Raw genomic sequence first — 16905 nt, forward strand, 5'->3', positions numbered from 1 at the left:
CCCTTCGGATGGCGAATGAAATAGCGTTGCTGAGGGGCGCCGCTTCAAGCGTAGTCGTTGGCGCGCGTCCGGGTGTTCCTCGCGGCGTCGAGCTGCATTCGAACGTAGTCGTAGGCCAGTCGGCGGGCGCGCTCCACGTTGAGCCCTTCCGGAGCCAGGGCGCCACGCAGCCACAGGCCGTCGATCAGCGCCGCCAGGCCTCGGGCGGCATCTCTCGCTTCCTGTTTGGGCAGCACGCGCCGGAACTGACAGCTCAGGTTGGAATAGAGCCGGCGATCGTTGACGCGCTGCAGCCGCTGAAGCGGGCGGTGGTGCATGCTGCTGGCCCAGAATGCCAGCCAGGTCTTCATGACCGATTGGCTGGTCTGGCTGCGATCGAAGTTGCCATCGATGATGGCGCGCAGGTGGGCTTCCGGCGGCGCATTGCCCAGCGCCGTGCGGCGCTCCAGTACCGCCGTGCCCAGGTCGTTGAGAACGTGACGCATGGTCGCTTCCAGCAATCCGTCCTTGCCGGCGAAGTAGTGGCTGATGATGCCGGTAGAGACGCCCGCGCGCTTGGCGATGCGCGCAATCGTGGCGTCGGCCAGCCCTACCTCGTCGATCGCTTCCAGCGTTGCCTGAATCAATTGTCGGCGACGAATGGGCTGCATACCCAGTTTCGGCACGGCGCTCCTCCTGAATCGGGGCTGAGGGGATCAGAATCTGCGAGTCGCCCGCTTCAGGCGGCGTCCGAAGACGGTTCGAGCATGGCGCTGAACAACCTAGCGCCCATCCATTCCGCTTTCATTAACTTCGCTTTTATCCCCAGCGAGCCATCATTATGGGAATTTTTTATTGAACGGTCAATCAATAAAAACTACTGTATTGTGCTATCGAATGAATAATTCGGCATTCGATAAGCAGTGATTATTGACGATAACCTACAAGACGATCAGGGAGTTGAAGCATGAAATACTCGACCATTCTCTGGACCCTGGCCGGCACCAGCCTGGCGGCAATACCGGTGGCGCAGGCTCAGGCACAGGCGCAGGAACCCGAAAGCTGCCAGAGCGTCCGTTTCGCCGAGGTGGGCTGGACCGACATTCAGGCCACCACCGCGCTGGCCAGCGTCGTGCTCGAAGGGCTCGGCTACGAAGCGACTTCCGATACCGTCTCCGTGCCGGTGGCCTACGCGGGCATGAAGAACGGCGACTTCGACGTCTTCCTGGGCAACTGGATGCCGTCGATGAAATCGATCAGCGACCCTTACATCGAGAAAGGTCAGGTCGATCGCCCCCGCCCGAATCTCGAAGGGGCCAAGTACACCCTGGCCGTGCCGCAATACATCATCGACGCTGGCGTGACTTCGGTCGCCGACCTGGACGAGCATGCGGACCAGTTCGGCCACAAACTGTTCGGCATCGAGGCGGGCAACGACGGCAACATGATCATCCAGCAGATGATCGATGACGATGCCTTCGGTCTGGACGACTGGGAGCTGGTCGACTCCAGCGAAGCCGGCATGCTGGCCGAGGTCAAGGCGCGCACTCAGAGCAAGGACTGGATGGTATTCCTGGGCTGGGCACCGCATCCGATGAATACCAACTTCGATATCGGCTACCTGTCCGGCGCGGACGATTACTTCGGCCCGGATTACGGTGGGGCAACCGTCTACACCAATACCCGTGCCGGCTACATCGACGAGTGCGGCAACGTCGGCCAGTTCCTCCAGAATCTGAGCTTCACGCTGGATATGGAGAACGAGGTGATGGGCAGCATCATGGACGACGGCGAAGACGAGAAAGACGCCGCTCGCGCCTGGCTCAAGGCCCATCCCGAAACGCTGGACGGATGGCTCGAAGGCGTGAAGACGGCCGACGGCGAACCGGGCTTGCCGGCAGTCAAGCAGGCGCTGGATATCTAACGACGCCGGGGGCGGCGCGGAAAGGATGAGGTGCAGCAAAAATTCGCCTCGATTTTCACTGCGGGCTTGTCCTTAGGCGAGCTCGCAGGTATAGTCCGCCCCCGTTGTCGCTCGGCGACGTCTGCAGTACAAGTAACATCGTTGGCTACGTAGCTCAGCTGGTTAGAGCACATCACTCATAATGATGGGGTCCCCTGTTCGAATCAGGGCGTAGCCACCAACGATTCTCTTCTCGCTTCAACGATACACGCCTTATCGATCTCCGATCCGTTCCTTGTCGCACGGTCCGGCTGCGCGTCGTTTTTCACGCTCATATATTGTCTGTTCGAACGCCGCTCGTTGATGCGTTTTCCGTTCGAGTGCCGTTCATGCGCCGTGTCGTGTCCGTTCGCTCGGCTTCCATGCCGAATCGGCGATAGACGCTGACTCCGCAGCGTATTGATTGCGCTAGATAATTCGTTTCCATTCTTTTGAAGATTCCTGCGTATCGGCCTTGACGCAAAAGACTCAGCGCGTATACTACGCCGCGTGCTGAAGGATGGTCCCCGATAGCTCAGTTGGTAGAGCAAATGACTGTTAATCATTGGGTCACAGGTTCGAGTCCTGTTCGGGGAGCCATCGCTATCATCGCGTCGAGAAGTGCTCAAATCGATCCCTGATAGCTCAGTTGGTAGAGCAAGCGACTGTTAATCGCTGGGTCGCAGGTTCGAGTCCTGCTCAGGGAGCCAGCTGGACGCTTAGAAAGACATCCTGCTATGTAATACCGCCTCTGCACTCATTCCAATGACTGACGGATGAGGTGCAGTTATGCGTGTTTCAGCAACGGTTTGCTCCAAGGGTGGCGTCGGGAAAACCACCACGACGGCCAATCTGGGCGGTCTCCTGGCAGACGCCGGTCTACGGGTCCTGCTCATCGACCTCGACTCCCAGCCAACCCTCTCCTCCTACTATGAGCTGTCCCAGCCTGCCCCTGGTGGGGTGTACGAGCTGCTCGCGACAGAATTGGTCGACCTTGACCAGATCATCTCGCAGACCGCTATCCCCAATCTCGACATCATTGTCTCCAACGATTATCGGAACCAGTTGCAGCAGCTGTTGCTCAACGCCCCGAATGGTCGTTTCCGGCTGATTGACCTCCTCGATCGCTTCGCCGATTGCTATGACGCCATCCTGATCGATACCCAGGGTGCGCGCTCGGTGATTCTCGAGATGGCCGTCATGGCCGCCGATCGGCTGATCTCTCCCATCGTTCCCGAATTGCTCACCGCCCGCGAATTCGTGCGCGGCACTCAGGGCATGCTCAACGAGCTGCGCGAGCTGGCACGCTATACCCGTTTCGAGGTGCCGCCGGTCTCCATCCTGCTCAACAAGATGACCGACCAACTGCGCGATGCCCGCGACATTGCCGACAGCATTCGCACCATGTATGCCGAGGTCGAAGATCACTGCATAAGCGTGCTCGAGACGCCGCTGGTCAATCTCTCAGCCTATCGTTCGGCAGCGCTGCAGGGCTTGCCCGTCCACCGGGTCGAGCCGCGCAAGCCATACAGCCGCAAGGCTCCGGCCTGTGCCGACCAGCTCAAGGCCGTGGCCATCGATCTCTATCCCGAGTGGGCCGATGCCATCCGCGCGGTGGGCACCAATGCACCGAGCGGTAAATCCGGCACCGGGAAATCGGGAGTGGGTCATGTCCATTGAAGCCGCATCCCCGGCATCCGCCGAAGCCGAGGCCAGGTGGCTTCTGCCACCGCATAGCATCGAGGCCGAGCAGTCCACGCTAGGCGCGTTGATGCTCGATAACACAAAGTGGGATGACATCTGCGAAATCGTCGATGCCGGCGCGTTTTATCAGTACCCGCACCGGCTGATCTTCAAGGCGATGGAAGCGCTATCCCATGACGAAAAGCCGCTGGATGTGGTGACGCTCTCCGAAGTTCTGGAGCGCGATGGGAATCTCGAGACCTGCGGCGGCTTGTCCTACCTGGCCGAGCTGGCCCGTAACACGCCGTCGGCAACCAATGTGGTCGCCTATGCCGGCATCGTTCGCGAGCATCAGCGTCGCCGGCAGCTGGTCAACATGGGGCGTGATCTCAGTCAGCGGGCGCTGGATGGACAGCAGCTCAGTCAGGCGTTGGTCGAAGCCACCGAGCGTCAACTGTTTGAGCTGGCCGAAAATCGGCAGGGCAAGGAAACCGGCATACGTCCAGCGTTGACCGCAGCGATCGATACTATTGATCGTGCCTTCAACGCCAAGGATGGCATTACCGGCACACCCACCGGTTACCAGGACCTCGACGCGCTCACCTGTGGCTGGCAGGCCTCGGACCTGATCGTCATCGCCGGTCGCCCATCGATGGGCAAGACCACGCTGGGGATGAACCTCGTCGAGAATGCGCTGGTTGCCACGGCGGGTCGCACCGAATTGGCCACCGCACCGATCTTCGTCTTCTCGCTCGAGATGCCCGAGGAGCAGCTGATGCTGCGTCTGATGGCGAGCATGGGGCGGCTGGACCTGAGCAAACTCCGCTCTGGCCAGTTGGGCGACGGGGGCTGGGAGAAGCTGACCTCCGCCACGAATCGCATACTGGGCTTCGAGGAGCGTCTGTTCGTGGACGACTCCAGCGGGCTCTCGGCAACTTCGCTCAAGTCCCGCGCCCGTCGGCTGATGCGCCGCCATGGCAAGCCGGCCCTTATCCTCATCGACTACCTGCAACTGCTCGAGGAGCCGGGCTGCGAGAACCGCAATAACGAGATTTCGGCGATCTCGCGCATCCTCAAGGCCACCGCCAAGGATCTCAACTGCCCGGTGGTGGCGCTCTCGCAGCTCAACCGCACGCTGGAAAATCGCCCCAACAAGCGGCCCTGCATGGCCGATTTGCGCGACTCGGGCGCGATCGAGCAGGACGCCGACGTCATCGGCTTCGTCTACCGCGACGAGGTCTACAACACCGATAACCCCGACAACAAGGGGCTGGCCGAGCTGATCATTGGCAAGCAGCGCAACGGTCCCACCGGCACGGTGCATCTGACGTTCGTGGGCTCGAGCACCCGGTTCGAATCACTGGCGTGGAAACAGTTACAGGAGTCGCGGCCATGAACTGTACAGCTCACGATCTCCAGGATCTTGAAACTCGCCTCGCTGAAAAGCGCGAAGAACTCGCACGGCTTAATCGCGAGTGTCGTGTGCTTCGAGATGAGCGGGAGCAACTGATCCTGTCGCTGGAGGGGCAATTGGATCTGTTTCGTCAGCAGCTTGATCACACCGATCAAGTCATCGGGGAGGTGACCCATGCCTGATGCACTGCCAATCCGCTGCTCGACGCGCGCCCTGAAGCGCGTGGTGCGTTACGCCGTGACTCATGGCTGGAACGTCGAGCGTACCCGAGGTGGCCACGTTCGTTTCATTAAGCCGGGCTGCCCGCCCGTATTCACCGGTTTTTCACCCAGCGACGCGCGTGCCGAGAAGAACGTGCTGGCACGGCTGCGCAGGGTACAGCGACAAGAGGGGGATGAGGCATGATTCCCGATCGCATCCTTCGCAAGATCGAGCGCTGTCTGGCGCTGTCGCACTCTGCCAACGAGCACGAGGCCGGAACGGCCCTGCGTCAGGCGCAGCATCTGATGGACGAGTACGGCGTCAGCGAGATCGATGTCGCGGCATCGACCATCGACCGCGTGGCCGTCAAGTCCCCGGCCGGGCGCAAGCCGCCGCGCTGGCTCGATCATCTGGCCAGCCTGGTCAATGCCGCCTTCGGTACCGCCACGGTCTACGAACCGCGTCCTACGTTCGAGAGCTGGCAGGGGTACTTCGCCTTCCTCGGTGAGGCGAGCCAGGTACGCATCGCGGCTTATGCCTTCGAGGTGCTGCAGCGTCAGCTGCTCAGCGATCGCAAGGCATTCCTGAACGGCATGCACAAGCGCGCGAAGCGCGTCACCAAGATCCGTCGGGCAGACGCCTATGCGCTGGCATGGGTCGCCGGGGCATATGAGCACATCGTCCCGGTGCAGAAGACGGAGGCGTCGGTCGCGGCGATCGAGCACTTCCAGCAGCGCTTCTATCCCCAGCTCGAAGCGATGGAGGCCATCGATCGCGGTCAACGCCGTGACGATCAGCGGGCAATGGCCCGGGGGTACGCCGCTGGCCGTAATGCGCGTCTGCATGGCGGCGTCGATCGCGACCAACACAAGGAGCTGTCCCATGGCTGAGATCATCACGTTTCCGACACGCGCCGCGACCGACCGGGGTATGGAGCGCTATCTGCAGGGCCGGGAATGTCTGGCCCTGGGACTGCTCGATCCCTTTGCCGGCTGGGTCGAGACACTGGAGTCCTGGTTCGCCGCGCATCCCCAGGCGCACAACAAGCGCAACGATGCGCTGCGCTCGCTGCTCATCGATACCTGGCTGGTCTTCCATATGGCCTGCGACAAGGCCAGTCGGCTCGAGATGGAGCCCCACCACAGCCTGCGCTGGGCACAGCTCCAGTATTTCGACCTCAGCGATTTCGAGCTGCTGGTGATCGTCAACGACAATCTTCTCGATCTGCGTCGTGGCCTGCAGGCGCTGTGCCAGCAGCATCCGCCGCAGACGCGCAGCGACCTGAGCCTACACGGGTTGACCCAGAGCATCGGTCGTCTCAACCAGCAGTTGAACCATTTTTTCGATTCTGATGGCTGCGCCTCGCGGCAGCCGGAGTGGACCTCATGAGTAAACCATCCGTTACCCCCGACCAGATCACGGCCAAGCTGAACCAGCCGGGGCCGACGCTCAGGAGCCAGCCCACCGATCGGCTGCCGGCACCAACCCGCGAACAGGCGATGTCGCTCACGCTGGATCAGCTGCGTCCCTACGACCGCAACCCCAGAACCCATCACAATCCGAAGTTTGATGAGATCAAGGAGTCGATCAAGGCGGTCGGGCTCAAGCAGAAGTTGACCGTCACGCAGCGTCCCGGCGATGACCGCTACATGATCTCCGACGGTGGCAACACCCGCTTGACCATTCTCAATGAGCTGTACCAGGAGACGGGCGATCAGTCCTTCTATCACCAGGACTGTCATTTCATTCCGTGGCAGGGGGAGATCAACGTGCTCGCCGGCCACCTGGCCGAGAACGACAACCGAGGGCAACTGAGCTGGATCGAACGCGCGCGCGGGATCTTCGAAGCCAAGCGCATGATCGAGGAAGACGCTGGCGAGACCATCTCCCAGCGTGAGCTGACCAAGCGGCTACGCGTCCTGGGTTACACCATCAACCACAGCCATATCTCGAAAATGCTTTACACCATCGAGCATTTTCTGCCGACCCTGCCGCTGACGCTGGATGCTGGTATGGGCAAGGGACAGATCGAGAAGCTGATCTCCTATCGCCAGTTCTGCGACGAGTGCTGGATCCGATGTGCCGACTACTGGATCGAGCACGCCGATGACCTGGGCGAGGGTGAGCGCTGGGCCAACAACGTCGTCGAAGGCGATTTCGCGCTGGCCTGGCATGAGGAGATGGCCCAGCTCGATCACGAGGGGCAGACCGAGTTTCGCTGGAACATCGTCGAGGATCGCTTGAAGGGCATGCTCAACGAGCACACGGGCCTGCACTTCAACCCCATCGACATGGCGTGGAAGAACTGGTTCACCGTGCGCAAGTATGCCCGGGCGGCAACGGACGAGGAGCGCGCGGATATCTGGACCACCGTCGATAGTGAGCTGGAACGACTGCGTCATCCCCAGGAGCGCCACCTCTATCCACCAAAACCGGACACCTCCCCGGATGGCTCGTCATCCGGCAAGGCGTCGGGCGCCCCCTCGCTGCCATCGACCGCCAAAACCTCTCAAGGCCGTGGCGAGCCCACCGGCGGCGACGGTGAACTCGACCCCAATGATCTGACATTCGGCGATGGCCAGAGCGACCTCGATCCCACGCCGGAACCGTCGCCGACGCGCGGTGTGCCGGATACGGGCGGGGTGGGCGAGTCGGTCGCCATGAAACAGATGCGCGCCCAGCTCGAACAGCTCGAGCAGCGCAACGCCGAACTCGAGGCTCAGACTCAGCGAACACCGGTGGCCCCACAGGGCGGCAGCTTCGATGACGACTGGAACGACAACACTGGCGGGCTGCTGGACACCGATGGTCTGTTGCAGGAGCACACACCTCAGCCGACGCGCTCTGCCGAGGAGCAGGCGACCATCGCAGCCGATCTGACCCTCTCTCCCCACCACGAGACGGAAGGCCATCGCCAGTTGCGTCACTGGCAGGCGAAGGAGCACGGCGAGGAGGCCATCGACTTCGAGGCAGCGGCCCTCAAGAGTGTGCCGCTCCAGGACGGTGGCCGTGTCGCCCCGATCACGGATCTCTGGCATGTGCCGACCTGGCGTCGCAACGCCCAGGATCTGCGCATGCAGGTCGGAGAAGTGGTCCAGGTGCTGGCCAGCTGGGCGGGAATCGAGGCCAGCGGATCCAGCGAAGTCATTCGCCTCAACGCTCGCGACGGTATCGGTTACGAACTCAGTCCGCTTGAGGGAGCTCCCAGCCGCCGCGCTCAGCTCGTCTGGCAACTGCTGGCCGGTCTCGAGGGCAACATTGATCCGGTGATGCCGAGCGATATCTCGCTGCTGGGTGAACTGGTGGGCAGTCATGGTGACGACGCCGAGATGCGTCTGCCCGACGGTCTCTTCGTTCGTGTGTTCTGGCTGACCCGGCTGATCCGGGTGCTGCGTGACGTGCTCAATGCAGAGGGGGATTCGTGATGGCAACACCGCAACTCAACCATGCGCTGTTCAACCAGGCGCTAATCCTGATCCGTGAGGGCGACATGCGACGAGCTCGCGCGCTGGGCTTCCGCGACGACGAGCTGCAGAGCCTCAGTCGTCTGCGGGCCAGCGAGATCGAGTCCCTGATCCACGAGTTTCCGGGCGTGGCCCGGTTCGAGCTGGATCACGACACCTTCAAGGCGGCGCTGCGCCGAGTCGATCGCGACCAGGATCGCGACGGGCTGGTCGATCACTGCATTCGACACGGGGCCAGCGTGCACATGCTGTCCACCTTCTTCGGTCTGACCCCGAACGACTGCTCGGCGCGTCGCACGCTGCTGGGCGTGCCGAGCCGGCAGGGACGCTTGCCCATGCCGGAAGAGAAGGTAGAGCACGAGGCGTACCACCGCTGGCAGACCATCTCTGATGACCCGGCTGGCCCCGGTGCCGTGGAAGACATTCGCGGCATGCTGGTGTTGGCCGAAGAGGTCGCGCTGCCCTTGGCGGTGATCTGGACCCTGATCAAGCAGTGGACCCAGCCGGAGCAGGCGCGACAGCAAAGCCTGCCTGCCGAGGATGAGGGCGTGGTGCGTGAAGGGGTGGCGTGATGAAACATTTTGACGCGCTCATCGGGCGCGCCGCGTCATCCATGACTCAACGCCGAGGCGATGCCGCCTCGGCGTCAAACAGTCAGGAAGATGCGCTCGACGGCCTGCTGTTCATGGGGAACCCCCATGAAACCGTTCCCCGAGCCCTGCTGCTCGACCAACGCCTGGGCGCGGTCGACGTGCTCGGCTGGCAGATGATCCGGCTGCTCTCGAACGCCGATCGCACCACTGCATTTCCCACCTATGACGAACTGGAGCCGCTGCTGCGTTCCGGTGCGAACCGCAAGGCGTCACGCAAGACCGTGGCGCGTGTCATCGCGATCCTCAGGCTGACCCGGTGGATGACCCTGGGCATGAAAGCTCGCAACACCGGTAACGGGCGCATGATCGGCAACGTCTACGTGCTGCACGACGAGCCGTTGGCACCTGCCGAGTCGCTGTCGCTGGATGCCGAGTACATCGAGTACGTCATCCGTTGCACCCGTCATCACAACCGCGATGTGGCCGAGGTGGCGCAACTCGTCCGCGACGAGCTGGCCGAGGGCGGAGTGCTCGAGCTGCCGACCCGACTCGATGTCATCGACCAGCGTGCCGAGCGGCAGAGGCGTGCAGAGTTTCCAGCGGAAACTCAGTCAGCCGGCGCCCAGTTTCCGGCAGAAACTCAGCCAGATTCGCCCGGTTTCCGGCGGAAACTCGGGCAGTTTCCCGAACCCGAAGATCCCAGTTTCCAGCGGAAACTCATGCGTGAATCAGGCACTTGCGACACAGTTTCCGATGCGGCTCGCCCTACAGTACGTAGTTATACAAACAGTGTTTGTAAAACCACCGCGCGCGAGCCGGGCGACACCTCGCTGGTCTGGAGCTGGCCGCTCGAACTGACTGCCGACGAGCGGGAATCGGTCACGTTCCTGCTGACGGGGTTGTCGACCGAGATGCAGCAGGCGGTGATCGACGAAGCCGCCGGGCGGGTCGATGCCGGCAAGGTCAAGAACACCCTGGGCTTCCTGCACACCCTGGCCAAGCGTGCCGCCTCGGACAATTTCCAGCTGACGAACTTCGGGCGCGGCGTCGCCAACAAGCGGCGTGACCAGGCCGAAACGAGTGATGAACAGAACCGGGTCGTCACCGCGCCGGTGGTGGCGATGTCGCCGCCAAAACCGGCCGAGCCGGAACCGCAGCCGATTTCGGCTGCAACCGAGCAGGCGCGAGGGGAGATGTTCAAGCGCCTCGGACTTCGGCGCTAGAAACCCTTGAGATCGCGTTTAACATTTTCGGTAGGGCAATGCTCAACGACCCCTGATGCTGGCATCCCATCCAGTGCATCGACGACTCAGGAGTGATTATGGCCAGCACTGAGCCACGTGTAGGGCAGCTACGCAGCAAGATCGAGATGACCCTGCACACCTATCCGGCAGTGCTTGCCTGGCACGGGCGCGGAGTCGAGAGCGGAAAACCCCAGGTGGTTGGCCTCAAGCAGTTCCTGTCGCTGGCCGGTCGTGTTCACCAGGCAGCAGGCCGGGACGACCCCTATGCCGATAGCTGGCTGCTCATGCTCGAGGAGAAGGTCGACGAGACCCGACAGGCGCTGCAGCAACTGGAAACTCGAGTCAGCAGTGTGCTGAAGCAGATCCCGGAAGGGCTGGATGTCAGCCGCAACGTCAGCCAGCAACCGTTCGTGACGCCCGTGTTCACCGGTGGGCAGATGGGCTGGCAGGCCGTCATGTTGCTGATGCAGTACGACAGCATCGTGCGCGATGTCTTGCTGGCTCATCACATTGGATTGCTGGGCAACAAGCAACGCGGCGCAATGATCCGTGATCAGGGCGGTCATGCCTTGCGTTCGCTCTGTTACGCCCCCGTCAAGTTCCCCGGGTTCAGCGGGGCAACGCGGGATGACTTCGCGGCTAATAACGCCAAGGCGCGAAACGCCCTCGAGAAATACGGAGAGCTGCCGCAGGACATCCTGGAGGGGACGCGCCGCAGCGAGTTTGCGCCGACGATCCGGCGTGAGGAAGCTTCACCGTCCGGCAGCGATCAGGGACACAGACTCGAAGGCGCGGACCTGGACGACGACCAGTTGCTACCCCAGCCCGGAGCCTCCGAGGACTAATGCTGCAGGTGAAGCCACTGGCATCACTTCCCGCAGGATCGGTGGCTGATTCCGGGGAATCACTTCAACGAGACCAGGGTGTTTCCCCCGGAAACACTTCAATGAGACCAGGCCAGGGTGTTTCCCCCGGAAACACTCCAACGAGACCAGGCCAGGGTGTTTCCCCCGGAAACACTCCAACGAGACCAGGCCGGGGTGTTTCCCCCGGAAACACTCCAACGAGACCAGGCCGGGGTGTTTCCCCCGGAAACACTCCAACGAGACCAAGCCAGGGTGTTTCCCCGGAAACACTCCCCGCAGGATCGGTGGGGCTACCAAGTATCTGCAACGAGAATAGGACAGGACCGTAAGCGCGATGACTGCACTGGAACAGCGTCAGGACTTTGCACTGAATCAGTACGCAAAGGGCCTTTTAAAACCCTTTAAGGGTAAAGGGGAGATTCTTCGATTTCGGGACGAGCTGGAAGAGGAGTGTCGTCGGATGTGGCAAGAGGCAGCGGACTTCGCCAACCGCTACAACCGCACGGTGGTCCAGGCAGGTCTCTGGCTCAAACCGCATAACAACAGCGGGGGGCGTGTACGCGCAGTGCAGTGGCGCGACAAGGCCCAGACCCAGATGGGGCGACGTCTGCTTGAGGCCGTGCTCCAGTACGGTGATGTTTCGGTGGGGATGAAGCGTCAGTTGATCGAGATCGAGACCGAGCGCGCGATCTTCAATGCCAAAGTCGCGGCGGCGACTCGACAGGTCGATCGCCTCAATCGCCTGCTGAAAGACCTCGACGAGATCGAGGCCATGGTCTGACACCTGCAACGTTCCGGAATAGTTCGCCACCGGCCTTAACGTTTCCCGCTGACGCCCTTTGCCGCTCCCGGCCACTGTAGTCGGGCATACATTCGATTCAGGAGATTCATATGAGCACGCATTTCATGGGCGAGGGGAACATCGGTTCGGATCCGGAAGTAAAGATGTTCTCCCCCAACGGCAATCAGCCACCGCGTGGCGTCATGCGACTGAACGTCCGCTTCGACAATCCGGTGCCAACCGATACCGGCAATGTCGATAAGGGTGGGTTCTGGGCGAACGTCGAGATCTGGCATCGCGATGTCGAGCAGTGGGCCCAGCTCTACCAGAAGGGCATGCGGGTCATGGTGTCGGGCCGCATGGTGCTGGATGAGTGGCAGGATAATGAGGGCAACAGCCGGTCGCAGTTCAAGGTGCAGGCCGTTCGCATCGGCATTCTCCCGTTCCGCGTCGCCCAGGTCGTGCTTGAGCCAGCTCAGGGACAGCAGACACCTCGTCAGCCGCCTTCGCAACAGGGGGCGTATTCCAAGTCCGCTGGACCAGAGGGCGAATGGGACAATCCGGTGAACACGGATTCGGACGGTCTGGGGTGAGCAGATCTACGGTATCAGGGGCGATTCAATATGAGACGAACGAGTAGTGGGATGAAGCACTGGGTAGTGGCAGTGGGGATGGTGGCGTTGGCCGGATGCGCGGCGCAGGATCACTATTACTCGAACGGTGTCTGTGTCACCTGTTTCGACAATCCGGTCACGGGTGAACCGCTGAACTACGACCCCAGCGAGACGCCGCAGAAGGTGGCGACCAATGCCGAGGGGCAAACGGTCGACGCCAAGAGTCTGGGCAGTCAGAGCGGTTCCGTCGATATCGATTCCCGCGTCGATGTCGATACCGCTTATGCCCGGATCAAGTCGGCGATGGGATTCCGCTCCCCCAATGACTTCGAGAGCCCGGAAAGCACGACGGCCAAAATGCAGATGGGGGATGTCGCCTGGAAGCACGACCGCACGCCGGGGGCCTATTACAATCTCGGTGATTACGGACGCCAGACCCTTGGCGGGACGCGATACTCGATCCTGCAGCGGGTTCAGATCGAGAAGAGCGGCGCGGGCTCGCGCATCCACTACAGCTGGGCTCCGGCCGCCAAGCGAACCCTGTATGACGGTGATGCCATGGAGTCTGCGCTGACACAGCGCCTCAACGCCGCGCTAGACTGATCACTCATGCCCAACTTCTTCACCATCAAGGATGGTTGGAGTCTGGACGAACAGCTGGGCAACATGCTGCGGGAACTCGACGACGCGCAGGAGACCGGCCGGGTCGTCGAGTTTCGTGTTCGTCTCAAGGCATTGATGCGCGAATGTGATATCGGCACCGAGACGGTCGTCGACTGGATCGACCTGGGGATACTCAAGGATGAAAGAGACTGAGGCAGCGGTCTATCAGCGGTTCTTCATTCGCCCGCTCCCGGGACGTCGCCCGCTGATCGAGTCGGAGATTCAGGCCATCATCGATCACGCGGTCGATTGCCGTTTCGCCCCCGACGGCATGTTGCTAAAACCGACCATTCTCAAGCCCGGTCAGGGACATTACCTGATCCCGGTGCGCTGGCTCAGCGGTGAGATCGTCACTATCGACGATGCTTCCACGGCCCAGTGGTTCTGGCTCGATGCTGACATCCCGTTCAATGGCCTGTTGGCTCGGCGCTTGGCTCTGGCGCTAAGACGACACCCGGAGGTCGCCTGTGTGGCCGAAGACAATACGCGCGGCGCTGCCCATGGCAATGCGGAAGCCTGGATCATCGACGACGCGCATTACCTGCTCCAGCTCGATTAACATTCCCCGCTGAATCCCCTGATCCAGCCCGTCACGCTGAGGCCATACCCATTTTTGTGAGGCCCGGTGTCATGTCCCGCTTGTTTCTCTGCGAAAAACCCTCTCAGGCGCGCGATATTGGCGCGGTCCTGGGGGCGACCCGTAAAGCCAATGGTTGTCTGCAGGGCGACGGCATCGTTGTAACTTGGGCCTTCGGTCATCTCCTCGAGCAGGCACCCCCCGAAGCCTACGATCCCGAGCTGAAGCGCTGGTCACTAGAGTCGCTGCCGATCCGTCCGGCGCAGTGGAAGAACACGGTGCGCAAGGACGCCGGTAAGCAGTTCAAGGTGATTCATGGACTGTTGAAACAGTGCAGCGAAGTGGTGGTGGCCACCGATGCCGATCGGGAAGGCGAGACCATCGGTCGCGAAATCCTTGACGCCTGCCGCTATCAGGGTCGTGTCTCTCGGCTCTGGCTGTCCGCGCTCGACCAGGCATCGATTCGCAAGGCGCTGGCCAATATCCGGCCGGGAGAGTCGACGTATCCGTTGTACCAGGCGGGACTGGGCCGTTCCCGCGCGGACTGGCTGGTTGGAATGAATCTGACCCGCGCCTTTTCGGTGCTGGCTCAGCAGCAAGGCCACCAGGGCGTCCTGTCGGTGGGCCGGGTGCAAACACCGACTCTGGCCTTGGTGGTCAGGCGCGACCAGGAGATCGCGAACTTCGTGCCCAAACCGTTCTGGGAAGTGGTGGCAAACCTGCAGACGCAAGGCGGTTCGTTCCAGGCAAAGTGGTTGCCGGCGAATGCTGACTGGCTCGACGAGGAGGGGCGATGCGTCAATCCGGAGGCGGCACGAGCGGTCGCATCCCGATGCCAGGGGGTGGCGGCGATCGTTGCAGCCATCGAGACGGCACGCAAAAAAGAATCGGCGCCGCTGGTGATGGATCTCGGCACGCTGCAGCAGGAGTGTTCGAAGCGATACGGCTTCGGTGCCCAGCAGGTGCTCGACATCGCTCAGTCCCTCTACGAGACCCATAAGGCCACGAGCTACCCGCGTACCGATTGCCGCTATCTGCCGATATCGATGCTGTCCGAGGTCGGGGCCGTCGTGACGGCGCTCCTGCATTCGGATGAGAAGCTCTCCCCGGTTATCGATCAACTGGACCAGACGCTCAAGAGTCGCGTCTGGAACGACAGCAAGATCACGGCTCACCACGGCATCATTCCCACCACGGCGCCTTGCCGTATCGATCGGATGAGCGATGAGGAGTTCCGGGTTTACGATCTCATCCGTCGGCACTATCTGGCGCAGTTCCTGCCGGCCTACGAGTTCGACCAGACCGATGCCAGGCTGAATCTCGCCGGCGAAACCTTCGTCGCCTCGGGGCGACAGGTGCAGGTCGATGGCTGGAAGGTGCTCTTTCCCCGAGGGAAGGGCAAAGGGCAGGACGGTGATGACGAGGAGCAGGAGGCTTCCAGTGCGCAGGCGCTCCCGCCTCTCCGTCAGGGGGAGAGCTGTTCGGTTCGGGATCTGCTGGTGAAGGATCGTCAGAGCCAACCGCCGAAGCCCTTTGCCGAGGGGACATTGATTTCGGCGATGAAGAACGCGGCCCGTTTCGTCACTGATGAGCGGCTACGAGCGCGACTGCGCGAGAGTGCCGGCATCGGTACCGAAGCGACACGCGCCGGCATCATCGAGACGCTGCTCAAGCGTGGTTTCATCCGGAAGAAGGGGCGCACGATCGTCTCGACCCCGGTGGGCCAGGGGCTCATCGCGGCGTTGCCGCCTCAGATTAGCAACCCGGGGATGACGGCACTATGGGAGCAGGCGTTGGATCAGGTCGCCGAGGGAGCGATGACGCTGGATGATTTCATGGAGCGACAAGGCGTGCTGCTCAATAAGCTCATCGAGATCGCGCTTCAGCGTCCCCAGCTGAATCTCCCCGAGGCACCCAGCGAAACCTGTCCCAAATGCCAGGCGAAGATGCGCAAACGCAAGAGTAGCAATGGTCCCTTCTGGTCTTGCTCCCGTTATCCAGATTGCACTGGGACTAGAGCCATCTCCAAACCAATCGCGAAAAGGACTTCTCGAAGTTCGAATAAAATGGGCGGAAGCCGTAAACCGAAACCTTGAAGCAATTTCCTGGGCTTTTTAAGAGATTTCAACCTTGCAGATAAGATCTGCCTTTGCCGTTATAATGTTCTGCTGACCATAGCTTAAAAAGCGCGGATTTAACCTGTGTCATTGCTAAGTGAATACACAAAGAAAGAGCAACTCCTGAAGCAGCTCTCCGAAGAGCTCAAGGCATTGCAAAATGACCAGCGCCTACAAAGCGAGATCGAATTTAAAACCAAGCTTGAAACTCTGATGAATGAGTATGGCAAGAAAGCCAAGGATGTTCTCGAGCTGCTTTCGCCCAGCGATTCGAGCAACGCTTCGAATGTCTCGACCGCGAGTCGTCGGCGGAAAAGAAAACTCAAAATCTACAAAAACCCTAAAACCGGTGAGGTCATCGAAACCCGGGGCGGGAACCACAAGGTGCTTAAGTCTTGGAAAGACGAGCACGGTGCCGATACCGTCGAAGGGTGGGTCGTGCGGGAAGAAGACTGATACCTGTGATCGTAGCTGTGCTGGCGAACAGTATGCTGGCTTGATGAAGTGAGGTGACTAGCTGATAATGGTCATGCACCCCGTTGCCAACTGACGGTCATCAGTTGGTCCCTTTGGACTCTCCTTGGGTCCGAACCCAAAGCGCTATCACCTGGCGAAAGAGCGCACCCCCTCGCAGGCTCCGCTTGCACTACATTGGCGTGTATTCGGGTTCCAGGTTCCCTATGTTTCAGGTCGACCGGTCGTCGACCACTTTTTCAAGTCCATCTCGACCGGCCAGCCAGGCATCTCGTCAAAGGTGTCTTGCTGGC

19 protein-coding genes and 3 tRNA genes are annotated in these 16905 nt (G+C 61.2%); 21 read left to right on the forward strand and 1 reads right to left on the reverse strand.

From position 1 onward, the window contains the following. Positions 1–44: 44 nt before the first annotated feature. Positions 45–665 carry a transcriptional regulator BetI gene (gene betI / locus BC443_RS12715; RefSeq protein WP_071232208.1) on the reverse strand — a complete coding sequence of 207 codons (621 nt, stop codon included), beginning with the start codon at positions 663–665 and terminating at the stop codon, positions 45–47. A 281-nt stretch (positions 666–946) separates the two neighbouring features. Here betI and BC443_RS12720 point away from each other — a divergent pair, with 281 nt between their 5' ends. The 21 genes from BC443_RS12720 (at position 947) to BC443_RS12820 (ending at position 16594) form a co-directional block, all read left to right on the forward strand. After that, positions 947–1903, forward strand: a complete 957-nt coding sequence (locus BC443_RS12720; protein WP_071232209.1) for a choline ABC transporter substrate-binding protein — start codon at positions 947–949, stop codon at positions 1901–1903. A 143-nt stretch (positions 1904–2046) separates the two neighbouring features. Next, a tRNA-Met gene (locus tag BC443_RS12725) sits at positions 2047–2123 on the forward strand. Positions 2124–2445: 322 nt separating this feature from the next. After that, positions 2446–2521 (forward strand) — tRNA-Asn (locus BC443_RS12730). A gap of 34 nt (positions 2522–2555) precedes the next feature. Further along, positions 2556–2631: transfer RNA gene (locus tag BC443_RS12735), tRNA-Asn, on the forward strand. A gap of 79 nt (positions 2632–2710) precedes the next feature. Continuing rightward, the gene (locus BC443_RS12740) at positions 2711–3601 is read left to right on the forward strand and encodes a ParA family protein (protein WP_071232210.1); all 891 of its coding nucleotides are present in this window, start codon (positions 2711–2713) and stop codon (positions 3599–3601) included. Then, positions 3591–5000, forward strand: coding sequence for a replicative DNA helicase (gene dnaB / locus BC443_RS12745; RefSeq protein ID WP_071232211.1), 1410 nt, complete (start codon positions 3591–3593; stop codon positions 4998–5000). The genes BC443_RS12740 and dnaB overlap by 11 nt, the downstream gene beginning before the upstream one ends. After that, positions 4997–5200 (forward strand): hypothetical protein, encoded by a 204-nt coding sequence (locus BC443_RS12750; protein WP_071232212.1) that lies wholly within the window; start codon positions 4997–4999, stop codon positions 5198–5200. Before dnaB ends, BC443_RS12750 begins: the two co-directional genes overlap by 4 nt. Continuing rightward, positions 5193–5423, forward strand: coding sequence for a type II toxin-antitoxin system HicA family toxin (locus tag BC443_RS12755; protein ID WP_071232213.1), 231 nt, complete (start codon positions 5193–5195; stop codon positions 5421–5423). The genes BC443_RS12750 and BC443_RS12755 overlap by 8 nt, the downstream gene beginning before the upstream one ends. Next, positions 5420–6109, forward strand: a complete 690-nt coding sequence (locus tag BC443_RS12760) for a DUF2786 domain-containing protein (RefSeq protein ID WP_071232214.1) — start codon at positions 5420–5422, stop codon at positions 6107–6109. The genes BC443_RS12755 and BC443_RS12760 overlap by 4 nt, the downstream gene beginning before the upstream one ends. Continuing rightward, entirely contained in the window at positions 6102–6608 is a 507-nt protein-coding gene (locus tag BC443_RS12765; protein WP_071232215.1) for a hypothetical protein, read from the forward strand. Before BC443_RS12760 ends, BC443_RS12765 begins: the two co-directional genes overlap by 8 nt. Beyond that, complete coding sequence (locus BC443_RS12770) at positions 6605–8644, forward strand: ParB family protein (protein WP_071232216.1); 2040 nt, start codon at positions 6605–6607, stop codon at positions 8642–8644. The genes BC443_RS12765 and BC443_RS12770 overlap by 4 nt, the downstream gene beginning before the upstream one ends. Beyond that, positions 8644–9255, forward strand: coding sequence for a DUF2857 domain-containing protein (locus tag BC443_RS12775; RefSeq protein ID WP_071232217.1), 612 nt, complete (start codon positions 8644–8646; stop codon positions 9253–9255). The genes BC443_RS12770 and BC443_RS12775 overlap by 1 nt, the downstream gene beginning before the upstream one ends. Then, positions 9255–10499 carry an STY4528 family pathogenicity island replication protein gene (locus tag BC443_RS12780; protein WP_071232218.1) on the forward strand — a complete coding sequence of 415 codons (1245 nt, stop codon included), beginning with the start codon at positions 9255–9257 and terminating at the stop codon, positions 10497–10499. Before BC443_RS12775 ends, BC443_RS12780 begins: the two co-directional genes overlap by 1 nt. A 98-nt stretch (positions 10500–10597) precedes the next feature. Beyond that, complete coding sequence (locus BC443_RS12785) at positions 10598–11365, forward strand: PFL_4669 family integrating conjugative element protein (protein WP_071232219.1); 768 nt, start codon at positions 10598–10600, stop codon at positions 11363–11365. A 355-nt stretch (positions 11366–11720) separates the two neighbouring features. After that, the gene (locus tag BC443_RS12790) at positions 11721–12167 is read left to right on the forward strand and encodes a DUF3158 family protein (protein ID WP_083387383.1); all 447 of its coding nucleotides are present in this window, start codon (positions 11721–11723) and stop codon (positions 12165–12167) included. 110 nt (positions 12168–12277) lie between these two features. Continuing rightward, complete coding sequence (locus tag BC443_RS12795; RefSeq protein ID WP_071232221.1) at positions 12278–12760, forward strand: single-stranded DNA-binding protein; 483 nt, start codon at positions 12278–12280, stop codon at positions 12758–12760. A 51-nt stretch (positions 12761–12811) separates the two neighbouring features. Then, complete coding sequence (locus BC443_RS12800; RefSeq protein WP_071232222.1) at positions 12812–13384, forward strand: hypothetical protein; 573 nt, start codon at positions 12812–12814, stop codon at positions 13382–13384. Between the two features lie 6 nt (positions 13385–13390). Further along, on the forward strand, positions 13391–13597 hold the full coding sequence (locus tag BC443_RS12805) for a hypothetical protein (RefSeq protein WP_071232223.1): 207 nt from the start codon (positions 13391–13393) through the stop codon (positions 13595–13597). Further along, positions 13584–14003, forward strand: a complete 420-nt coding sequence (locus tag BC443_RS12810) for a hypothetical protein (protein ID WP_071232224.1) — start codon at positions 13584–13586, stop codon at positions 14001–14003. Before BC443_RS12805 ends, BC443_RS12810 begins: the two co-directional genes overlap by 14 nt. 71 nt (positions 14004–14074) lie before the next feature. Beyond that, positions 14075–16117: a DNA topoisomerase III gene (locus BC443_RS12815; protein ID WP_071232225.1), complete on the forward strand. Its 2043-nt coding sequence runs from the start codon at positions 14075–14077 to the stop codon at positions 16115–16117. 105 nt (positions 16118–16222) lie between these two features. Beyond that, a complete protein-coding gene (locus BC443_RS12820; protein ID WP_071232226.1) occupies positions 16223–16594 on the forward strand; it encodes a histone-like nucleoid-structuring protein, MvaT/MvaU family in 372 nt (123 codons plus the stop codon). Positions 16595–16905 lie beyond the last annotated feature (311 nt).

It is taken from the genome of Salinicola sp. MIT1003 (genome assembly GCF_001858555.1).
Lineage (GTDB): Bacteria > Pseudomonadota > Gammaproteobacteria > Pseudomonadales > Halomonadaceae > Salinicola > Salinicola salarius.